Below are 10,659 nucleotides of genomic sequence, written 5' to 3' on the forward strand. Positions count from 1 at the left end.
TGCCTCGCAGCGGTTTGCAGCGATTCGCGGCGATGCGTCCTGCTCGTCATGCACAACGCGAGGTAAAGACAGATGTCTAGAAGCGGTGGCGCAAGCCCATTGCGACCACGGTCTGCTGATTGCCTGCCGACGGTGCCAGCGTGAAGATAGAAGCGTTGCCGAGCGCCGGTATGCCGCTGGCGCCGGACACATGCTGATAGACCCCTTCAAGATAGACGTCTGTACCGTGCGACAGCGCATAGTCGGCTTGCAGCATCACCTGATTCCATTTGGGCGATGCGACGCCGCTCGCGCTGCTGAAATGCCCATCGGTGAAGGTATAAGAGCCGCCGAGGCTCAGGGCCGGCGTAAGCGCATATCGCGCGTTCAGTTCGTAGTTGGTGAACGTCAAGAGGTCCCCCTCGAGAGCGACGTACGTACCGCCCTGCGCGACTTGAGCTGGGTCGTCCATGATCGTGCGCGTAACTACCAGGCCGACGGTGGCGGGCCCGAATGCGTAACGGCCCGCTGCGCCGAGGATGCGTTGACGCGCGCCCGTCAGCATCGCGTCGCCGTCACTGCTGCTGATCGCACCACCCGTGTTGGTGGGCGCGTCGACGCCGCCTGGATGATTACCCTGAAAATATCCGACTGCCAGGTCGACCGGCCCGCGCGACCATGCGGCGCCGGCGCTGAATGCGTTATTGTTGCTGAAGCCGCCAGCCGCATTGCTGAATGCGTAAGCCCAGCCGAATTTGAAACCGTGATAATCCGGGCTGCGGTACTTGACCGCATTGTTCATGCGGAAGTCGTTAGCCAGGTTGTCGTTATCGAATGGGTGATCGGCGATATTTCCGCCGAAGCCGGAGCCGGTTGCCGACAAGGGCGCGACAAAGTCGACGAGGAAGTCGTATTGACGCCCCATGGTCACTGTGCCCCACGTATTGCTCGACAATCCCACCCACGCCTGCCGCCCGAAGACGTCTCCGCCATTAGCCAGTTTGCCGTTGGCAATGTTGAATCCGTTCTCCACATCGAACACCGTGTGCAAGCCGCCGCCCAGGTCTTCGGTGCCACGCAGCCCCCAGCGGTCACCGTTGAGATTGCCGCTCACCATCATCCAGTTGCTATGTCCCTGACCGTTGGCTGTCTTCTGGTTACTGACATAGTCGATACCCGTGTCAAGCGTGCCGTAGAGAGTGACATTGCTCTGAGCATGCGCGGCTGTCGCGAAAGCCGCCGCTAGCGCCGCGCAGGCTGTTGTCAATGCTTTATTCATGTGGTTTTTCCTAGGGATAGGTAATGTCTGCCGCGCTTTCGGGCGCGAGTTCGCGCGTCAATGCAAGCGACTGGCGGGAATGTATTCGGACACGATTGGCTGCGGATGATAAAAAGCGATCGATTAAATGAAATTGCTTTAATGTCCCGATCCGCACGGGTTCAGCGATTCGTGATCGCACATTTTGTGTTCGATGAACTAATTTTCACCGTTCAGCTAGTCATCCGATAAAGGTGGCTGGTTATGCTGATCCTCAACCGGTTCTCGCGAGGCATAACGCGCAGCGACCGGCCAATTAACCTAAATGTTGAGGATGAGAAAATGAAACGGATCACATTGGCGATCGTTCTCGCTGGAACACTGTCGGCCGCAACGGCCTTTGCACAGTCGGCTCCGGCCGGTTCCGCAGATAGCACGCAAGTAAGCAGTCAGGCGGCTCAGGTCGCGTCAAATGTCACATCGGCGGGCGCGGCCAGTGGCCAGTGGGTGGCGCCATATGGTCAACCGGAGGCGCCGAAGACCCGCGCTCAGGTTTACCAGGAACTGGTGCACGCCGAGCAGGATGGGCAACTTGCTTACCTGAACTCGACGATCTATGCGCACCCGTAACCTGGCAAAGCGCCTGGCCAACGGCGGCACGATGACGTCGTTGGCTGAGATTCATGCCCCTACAAACGCTTGTAATCTGGAGCCGAGATGAAGCGAAGCCGATCCACGAAATTTCGCATGGCCTTGATTCTGGCGACCGTTGCTAGCGGTCTCCTGTCCGGCTGCGCGGCGGACGCAACGAAGGCCGCCGACCAATGTGTGGGTCCACCAAGCTATTGCAACGTCTACTTTGGTGGATCATAGGGAGTGCGCTTCCCTTGGTCGGGAAGCGTACAGTCAGCGGCATGCGAAGAGGAAAGAAGCGGGAAAGAAGCGGGAAAGCCGCGATGTGTCAGATCTACCGGCAACTTTCGTCAACCATTCGTCAGCGTGAGCTGATAGCCGTAGCGTTTTAATGTATCGATTTGTACATCCGGATAATGCGGCGCGAGCTTGCGACGCAGACGCGATATGACAAGATTGACGCTCGAAGCAGCGACGTCATCGTGATCGGGCCACGCATAGCGGATCAGATCGGATCGTGACACAGGCAGATTCGGCTGGCGCAGCAGGCATTCAAGCAGCATGGATTCGCGGCGTGTTAAATAGAGCCGCTGTACCCCCAGCACCAGTTCCCGCGTGGCAGTATCGAATGTGGGACACACAGGCACCTGTCCCTCGCGTTGGACCGCATCAGAGCTAACGCGCCGCAATGCATGCATGCGCTCGTGCAATTCAATGAAAGACAGCGGATGGCAGAAGCAGGCGTCGCCACCGGCTCGCAGTACCTGCGTCCTTTCCTTTGCGTGAGCCGCACCGAGCGCCACGATAATCGGTGCACCGCGGCTTTCGCTCGCGAGTTTTGGTAGGGCGGCTAGCAGGCAGGCATACGGCGGAACGTCTGTCGACATGACAATCACTGCGTCAAAGCGCTCTTGCCCTGCCAGGAAGATCGCATCGTTCAAACAGTCGACGTGCTCAAGGCTGTGCGCGCTCTCGATCAGGGCTTTCTGAAGCCAGGCGGCCTCGGGTTGTGTACCGGTAACTAGTAGGACACGCATGAACTGTTGAGTGCTAGGGGCTGATTGAGAAAATCGGTCATGTCAATGTTTTGGTCCAGCACTGAATCGTCACGCGCGTGCCCGGGTTCGCATCGCTGATGCGCATGGAGTAGTCATGCACGTTCACGACTGCCGAGACGATGCTCAGCCCGAGGCCGGAACCCGGCAGATGTCGCGTCCGGTCGCTTCGATAAAAGCGCTGCAGGACCGCGTTGCGTTCATCCGCCGGAATGCCCGGACCACTGTCGATGACATCGATCTGCGGGCCACGCGACGTCCGAATGAGTTCGAGCCTGACGGTGCCTCCATCCGGCGTGAACTTGATCGCGTTGTCAAGCAGATTGCTGAGAGCTTCAAAAATCAACGCGCGGTCCGCATGCGTCGTACCGACGCTCGCAATTTGTGTGACGACGCCGATTGACCGGCTCTCGGCCAGCGGTTCAAAGAGTTCGCCGACTTCCGTCAAAAGCGAGGCCAGTTGCATTTCCTCGAAACCGCCGCGACGTTGCAAGCTTCCGATTTCGGAGATACGCAGCATCGCACGGAAGCGCTCCAGCAGTGCATCCGTGTCGCGCCGCGCGTCATTTACTAGCTTGTTCAGCTCGGCGTCCGGTAGTCCGGCTATTCGCTCGTCAATGTGCACCAGCGACGTGCGTATATGGCTAAGAGGCGTTCTGAGATCGTGAGCGATTCCGTCGCAGGTTCCTTTCACCTCGTTCATCAGCCTTTCGACTTCGGCGAGCATATGGTTGACCAGTTGAGCAAGCATATCGATTTCATCGCGTCCCCCAGTCGGCAGACGTTGTCCGAGGTCGCCGCGTTGCGCAATACATTGGGTCACGCGGCGGATCGCTTTCAGGCGTCGAACCTGTCTGACGCTCAGTGCTAGTCCGGCAATGACGCCCGCGCTGAGACAAAAAAGACCACCGCCGATCAGCGCAATGATCATGGTTTGCCGTATGCGCAAGACATGGGTAAGATCTCTCGCGATCACCAGCGTGTCACCGTTCGCGCGCTGGGCGGCCATGACGCGAACCATAGGGGCGGTTTCGTTGCCTCCGAGTGCGAGTTTGTCTCCGAGCGTCATACCCACGCGATTTACGGGGACACCAGGCGGGCGCACGAGTATATCGCCAGCCAGATGCCGTCCGTCGGAAGCAAACAGGCCGTAAAAGTTGGGGTGCATGCGCTCGTGTTCAGAACGCTGACGAACGGCGTCGGCGAGACTGTCGACGGGAGTGGTATCGAAATAGATCAATTGCCAGTGGAGGACTGCATCGGTTTCGCGGTCCATGACGAACGTGACCGAACGTTCCACCAGCACTAACAGCAGCATGACGGAGACAGAGAAGATCGCCGCGTAGACCGTCACAATGCGCAAGGTCGTTGAATGCCAGCGGCCGCCCATCACCGGCTGCGAGGAGAATGCCTGGTCGCTCAAGATGCCGCTAGCCAAGTAAATATCCTGAACCGCGTACGGTCTGGATCAATGGTTGCACGCCAGGCGGATCGATTTTCTTGCGCAGACGGCCCATGTGGACATCGATCAGATTGGTGCCCGGGTCGAAGTGATAGCCCCATACTGCTTCGAACAACATCGTGCGGGTGATTGTCTGACCTGCATGGCGCATCATGTATTGGAGTACACGATATTCGGTGGGGAGCAGCGCGATCTCTTTGTCGTCGCGTGTAACCGTGCGTGCGACCAGATCGAGTTTGAGAGGACCGACTTGCAAGGTCGCCTCGGATTGTGCCGGTTGCACTTGCTGGCGGCGTAGCAGCACTTCTATGCGTGCTGCCATCTCGTCGGCGTCGAAGGGTTTGGTGAGATAGTCGTCGCCGCCGGCGCGCAAGCCGCGAATGCGTTCGTCGACGTCGCCCAGCGCGCTCAGCATGAGCACAGGCGTCTGAATGCCGATGCCGCGCATCGTCCTAAGTATCGTCAAGCCGTCGGCGCCCGGTAGCACGCGGTCGAGGGTGATGACGTCGTACTCGTCGCTGAACGCGCGCGCCATTCCCTCGCGGCCGTCTGCAACCCAATCGACGGTGAAGCCACGATCATTTAGCTCTCGCACGATTTCGCGCGCAGTCATCTCGTCATCTTCTATGGTCAACACTTTTGACATCGTCTTTTCTCGGTTCGCGTCCAACAGAGCAGCGCGAGATGCGCTAATTCGGCATGCAATGCTCCTGGTCGAGGGCCGCCAGATGCTGGGTTATCGCTTCGCGCAGTTGTGCGAGGCTGTGCGTCGGTAATGCGAACCCGGTCCATCCCAGCCCGCTATGCCGAAGGATCAGTACCGCGCCGTCATACAGCGGGGGCTTTTCGGTATGCCAGCATGGGTCCATCTCGATTACAAACTGCTGCTGTGGGGACGGCTGCAGGGGAATGTCGGGGCGCATTCCCGCACGCAGGTAGCTCAGACGGTGAATCACTCCGTCGATGTCTTCTGCGTCTAGCAGCACCGCTGCGTTTTCAATACCCATGCGTACCGCGGGTTTTCCGTGTTCGTTGACGACTTCCAGGCTCATAGCTTGCGGCATTGCGTGCTCCCAGGATAGATTGTCCTCGCCCATTATTGCGCACGGAAAACCCCGGCTGTCTGAAAGAGCGCGATGCTTCGATGAAACTTTCTTTAAGCACGAGACTATCCTAAGAATTCCCGCGTGGAAGAGGCGTCTTGCAGCTTAGTCCTGGTCGCATTTCAGGGCTTTCGCCCGCACATTAAAAAATTTTAATGTGGCGTCGGCTCGAGCCGGCGGCTCGACATACCCGTATCTCAACATGTAGGCGGCGCTGACAACGGCGTGGATAAGTGCCACCGCAAAGCCTTTACCGACCTTATTCAGTACACGATCGACAGGCATATCGACGTCGTTCGCGCGGGTTCGAAATCGTATGCCCATGCTGCATCGGGCAACCTACTGCGCGAAGTTGAGCGCTGTACCCGATCACCGACGTGCGGCCCACGGCAGCTTCGACGTGCAAAGAGATTAACTAATCTTCATCGTTTGGGTAGCAAGCCGATACCGGCAGCAGACTACGCTGGTTGGCAGCCTGTTTACACGTTTAGTACCCAAGCGGTCGGCTATCCGGCTTGCCCGGCAAATCAGTACGAACGTCGTGATATCGCATTCGCGCCTATTCACTACGTCTTTGGTCGTGCCCAAACGACGATAGCCAACACCTGCAAAACGCCAACAAAACGGGAGATCGCAATTCCTTGGAGACAATCCATGCAGTCCAGCTCAACTGACTCCCACCGCCGACAGTCGCCGATTATCGCCATCTTTCGGGTGACAGCCGGTAATTTTCTTGAGCAGTTCGATTTTTTTCTCTTCGGCTTTTACGCCACGCAGATCGCCGCTGCCTTCTTTCCTCTGCATAGCGAGTTTGCTTCGTTAATCTCCACCTTTGCCGTATTCGGTGCCGGGTTTCTGATGCGCCCGCTTGGCGCGGTATTTCTCGGCGCATACATTGACGACGTCGGTCGGCGCAAGGGCCTTATCACGACGCTTGGCCTCATGGCCAGCGGTACCGTGCTGATAACGTTCGTGCCTCGGTACTCGACAATCGGGTTCCTGGCGCCGGCTCTCGTGCTGATTGGCCGTTTGCTCCAAGGCTTTGCGGCGGGCGCCGAGCTCGGCGGGGTTTCTGTTTATCTTGCGGAATTGGCGTCGCCAGGAAAGAAAGGTTTCTATACCAGTTGGCAGTCAGCCAGCCAGCAATTGTCGATCGTTGTTGCAGCGAGTCTCGGGTTTGCCCTAAACCGACTGATGGATGCGGCGGCAGTCGCAGCATGGGGATGGCGTGTCCCATTCTTCGTCGGTTGCCTGGTTGTACCGTTCGTGTTCATGCTCCGATACAAGCTCGAGGAAACAGAGGAATTCAAGAGGCGCGAGACTCGACCACCGATGCGCGATGTGATCCGCACCTTGGCCGCCAACTGGAAGGTCGTGGTAGCTGGAGCCATGCAGGTAGCCATGACCACCACCAGCTTCTACCTCATTACTGTCTATGCACCGACATTCGGCAAGACTGCCTTGCGCTTGGGCACGGCGGACAGCCTGCTCGTGACCGCCTATGTCGGCCTGTCGAACTTTATCTGGCTGCCGGTTAGCGGTGCCTTGTCGGACCGGGTAGGGCGCCGACCGCTGCTGCTGTCGACAACTGTGCTTGCGCTCGCCACCGCGTACCCCGCACTTTCGTTTCTGGCCGACGCGCCGACATTCGGCAGAATGCTAGTAGTGCTTCTTTGGCTTTCGTTCCTCTACAGTATGTACAACGGTGCGACTTGAGGAAGTGATGCCATCGGAAGTGCGCGTTGCGGGGTTTTCGCTTGCTTATAGTGCTGCGACTGCGCTATTCGGCGGCTTCACGCCGGCAATCTCCACAGCATTGATCCACGCAACGCACGACAATGCGGCACCTGCCTGGTGGTTGAGCTTTGCTGCGGCATGCGCATTCTTCGGTACCTTGGCATTGTGTCGGCATAAGCCGGCGTCTGTGAGTCCGTCTTCAGCACGCGAGTCTCGGTCTGTGCCGCGACCTTAGTCAGCACGGGCGCTTAGCCTTCTGGCCGCCAATCCGAATCAGCGCATGTCGAATAGCTCCTGTTGGAAGTCTTCGTGCGCTAATCCACGTGCAACCAGATCGTGCCGCAAGTTCTGCCCAAAACTCGCTGGCCCGCAGAACCAGACATCGGAGGACATCCAGTCGGGCACGATCTCGCGGACGCGCTGCCCTGTCAGGCGGTCGTCCTTGCCGCTAATCAGCACGTGAAGGCGCACGTTGGCGGCAATTGCCAGTTGACTAACCTCGCGGACGAACTCGTCGTCCATTGCGTTAGTGCTATAGAACAGGTCCACTGCGCGTTTATCGTAATGACGCTCTCGCGCTTGCATTCGCGCGAGAAATGGGGTTATCCCAATTCCGCCGGCGATCCAGATCTGTCTTGGTTTGTCGCTGCGAAAGTCGAAGCGGCCATAGGGCCCTTCAACGCTGACCTGGTCGCCAGCCCTTAGAACGGCCGGCAATTGCTCGGTGTAGTCGCCAATGCTCTTGATATGAAAGCGCACTTTGCCGTCGTCGTGCCACGCCGAGGAGATCGTGAACGGATGCGCACCCTCGTTCGCGTCGAACGTGACGAAGGCGAATTGTCCGGCGGCATGGCCTAACCAGCGGTCCTTGAGTTTGATGACGATGCTTAGCGTCCGCATCTCCCGGTAATGCACAAGGTCCTCGATATGCCCGGCTGCTTGTCGCGTTCGTCCGATACGGCGCAGCAGCGAGACGGACGTGGCCACCATGGCCAGAAAAATCAGCAGTGTTATTACTGGTCCAATCGCTGTGGTCCAGTAGCCGTGCTTCATGAGTACCACCGCATGGAACGCCAATAACGGGTACGCAACTGCCAGCAGCCGATGTGTCTTGAAGAAATGTCGGTAGGGAAAGGCTTTCAGCAATGCAACGACGATGATTGCAACCGTTGCATAGAATGCCCATTCGCCAATCCCTTTCGCGAGCCCATGCTGCGCGTCCAGAATCTGGACAAAGGCTGACGGCGCGACCAATGGTGACAAGTCGCGCTCGCGCAACGGCCTTTGCATCCACCCCAGGCCGATTAGCCAGTTTGGAGACTTTGCACACAGCCAGTGAAGTGTGGAAAGCACCAGTGCGCTGATACCGAGCCATTTGTGCAGTCGGTACATCTTGTCCAGCCCGCCGAGAAAGCGCTCCATGCTGGTCGGACGGACCGCTATAACGATGCCCGAGCTCATGCAGCCGATCGCGAGAATGCCGGTCAGATTGATCATTGACAGTTGCAAGGCGCGGAATCCATGCGACCCGGGCAATGAACTTTCAGCGATGAGCCAGAGCAGGGCCAGCCCTGTCAGCAAAAGCAGATAGGTTAATCTGATGTTTTTCATGATGTGGATGCGCCGCAGTGTGACTCCGGTGCGCAGTCGTCGTCGAGCCGCGCTGGAGCTGAGAACACGGTTGAAACGGCCTGCCGTTAGTTGACAGCAGCCGCGAGCCTTCGTCCGGCTATGTCGACGGTTTCTCGGGGTGCCGACCTTACTGCCGGACGGTGATCGGAGCAGACTGACGCAATTGATCAATAGCCAGAGGCAGGCGATTGGATGTATGCGATGTTGAGGGTCGGCAGATCCGGAAAGAAGCTTCCGACCCGTCGCCATTTCGTGCCTGCGCCCGGTCACCATTCTTCGTGAGTTGAAGAAAGATTGCGGACGAGCCAATGTAGCCCGCACAGCCTAAAAAGTCAGCTGCCGGAATATGAAGTTATTTTTATGCAGTTGCCAGTGCAATCGCTCACCGCGCGTTGCCTGGGCAGCGTCGCGGCGAGACGCGGACTTGCGAGATGAACTAGCTTGCCTTGCTGAGAGCGCTAGAGTCAACGTGGGTGAACGACTTGCCGTACACATGTAATTGCGTTTTTTGCGCGTATTTCAATGTATCTCCCGTCATGTCGAACGTGATCGAGAAAACACTTGTCGCGTCGTTCTTCAGCATGTACTGAGATTCAGCTACCCCGTTAGATTTTGACGTTAGAGTCATCTTATCGCCGGCTTTTCCTTCCGCCACAACACAGACAGCCCGTGGAATACAAAATGAGTCATAGACAGTCTGGTTCTTCTTGTCGTAAATCAGATAGCCGCGTTGGTCATGGAACTGTTTGTTGTCCCTTTTTCGGAACACCTGCAGCGTGTAAGCCATTGCCACCAGGTATTGATCGCTGGCATTCGTTGCATCCGCTGCGGGTTCAAAGGTCAACTGTTCGTAATAAGGTTCCACTGCGGGATTGCCGGTACCTACTTTGGAACCCACTTGACCGGGCGCCACGTCGAGGCCGCCGGCAGCAACGGTTTTCCAGGTTCCGGCCAGTTTGGCTAATGGACCGAAGTCCATTCCTTTAAGGACGGTTCCCTGCGCGTATGCGGTGGACATCGTTGACAGGGCGATTGCAAAACAAACGACGTATTTATTCACGATTGGCGTTCCGTTATTCAAAAAAAGTTTTCTTGTCTGACGGCTATTTGACAAGAGAAGCTACCATCAATTGTTTCATGTCCTGTAATTCAAGGTTTCAAAAAAGTCTGCGCGCGGTAGCGACCGGCCTGGTGCAAACGGCCGGTACAGTCGCCAATAACTCATGGCAGACTCAGGGATGCCAAGTCTGGGACGCGACGATTGACGCAAGGTATCAACTGTAGCTGCCGTCGGATGTGTATCGCGACGACGGCGCGACGACGGCTGAAATCTTTCCCCGTGCTGGCTCGAAGATCCGCAGTCGGCCCACGCGCCGACATCTGTATCGATACGCGACGCCGCCACGCGATCCCGGCGCGCCAAAGCAAGGAGACATGTTTTGTCCGCACCCGCACATACTCAGCACCGTTCGCGACCGACGCCCGCACAAGGGGCCGCGCAGTTGTCCAACCAGGCAATCCGATACCGATTGATCATCGGCTGTCTGCCAGATGACCTTGGGCGGGTTTGAACAGGCTGATCTCGCAACCAACGTGCGTGTCGTGGAACACCAGCGTCATGCCGTGCATGCCGGCCACGGCGGTGGCAAGACTGAGTCCCAGGCCGCTGCCGGGCGTATGACGGCTCGCCTCGCCACGATAGAAGCGGCGCAGGACGGCATCGCGCTCGGTCGGTGCGATGCCCGGTCCATCGTCCTTGACCGTCACGCCGGCGCCTCTTGTGTCATGCCACAGCGTGAT

The 10,659-nt window shown here is 57.8% G+C and carries 9 protein-coding genes and 1 pseudogene; 2 read left to right on the plus strand and 8 right to left on the minus strand.

Annotation, left to right across the window (positions count from 1 at the left end; translation table 11 throughout):
- Positions 1-76: 76 nt before the first annotated feature.
- Positions 77-1,258 (minus strand): porin, encoded by a 1,182-nt coding sequence (locus tag HDG39_RS18485; RefSeq protein ID WP_184007448.1) that lies wholly within the window; start codon positions 1,256-1,258, stop codon positions 77-79.
- Between the two features lie 321 nt (positions 1,259-1,579).
- On the opposite strand from HDG39_RS18485, the gene HDG39_RS18490 reads away from it, so the two are divergent.
- On the plus strand, positions 1,580-1,867 hold the full coding sequence (locus HDG39_RS18490; protein ID WP_184007489.1) for a DUF4148 domain-containing protein: 288 nt from the start codon (positions 1,580-1,582) through the stop codon (positions 1,865-1,867).
- 353 nt (positions 1,868-2,220) lie between these two features.
- On the opposite strand, the gene HDG39_RS18495 is transcribed toward HDG39_RS18490, so the two are convergent.
- From HDG39_RS18495 to HDG39_RS18510, 4 genes are read right to left on the minus strand one after another with little or no spacing between them, the layout of a single operon-like run.
- Positions 2,221-2,907, minus strand: coding sequence for a response regulator transcription factor (locus HDG39_RS18495; protein WP_184007450.1), 687 nt, complete (start codon positions 2,905-2,907; stop codon positions 2,221-2,223).
- Positions 2,908-2,944: 37 nt separating this feature from the next.
- On the minus strand, positions 2,945-4,315 hold the full coding sequence (locus tag HDG39_RS18500) for a sensor histidine kinase (protein ID WP_184007491.1): 1,371 nt from the start codon (positions 4,313-4,315) through the stop codon (positions 2,945-2,947).
- 40 nt (positions 4,316-4,355) lie between these two features.
- Entirely contained in the window at positions 4,356-5,033 is a 678-nt protein-coding gene (locus HDG39_RS18505) for a response regulator transcription factor (protein WP_184007452.1), read from the minus strand.
- Positions 5,034-5,076: 43 nt separating this feature from the next.
- Entirely contained in the window at positions 5,077-5,451 is a 375-nt protein-coding gene (locus HDG39_RS18510) for a hypothetical protein (protein ID WP_026226317.1), read from the minus strand.
- A gap of 693 nt (positions 5,452-6,144) precedes the next feature.
- Here HDG39_RS18510 and HDG39_RS18515 point away from each other — a divergent pair.
- Positions 6,145-7,462: pseudogene (locus HDG39_RS18515) on the plus strand (MFS transporter).
- A gap of 38 nt (positions 7,463-7,500) precedes the next feature.
- Here the strand turns inward: HDG39_RS18515 and HDG39_RS18520 are convergent.
- The 3 genes from HDG39_RS18520 to HDG39_RS18530 form a co-directional block, all read right to left on the minus strand.
- Positions 7,501-8,838 carry a ferredoxin reductase family protein gene (locus tag HDG39_RS18520; RefSeq protein ID WP_184007454.1) on the minus strand — a complete coding sequence of 446 codons (1,338 nt, stop codon included), beginning with the start codon at positions 8,836-8,838 and terminating at the stop codon, positions 7,501-7,503.
- Between the two features lie 457 nt (positions 8,839-9,295).
- Complete coding sequence (locus HDG39_RS18525) at positions 9,296-9,919, minus strand: heme-binding beta-barrel domain-containing protein (RefSeq protein WP_184007456.1); 624 nt, start codon at positions 9,917-9,919, stop codon at positions 9,296-9,298.
- A gap of 473 nt (positions 9,920-10,392) precedes the next feature.
- On the minus strand, positions 10,393-10,659 hold a 267-nt coding region (locus HDG39_RS18530), incomplete at its 5' end, for a sensor histidine kinase (RefSeq protein ID WP_184007458.1).

It is taken from the genome of Paraburkholderia lebeckiae (assembly GCF_014201005.1).
Classification (GTDB): Bacteria; Pseudomonadota; Gammaproteobacteria; order Burkholderiales; family Burkholderiaceae; genus Paraburkholderia; species Paraburkholderia tuberum.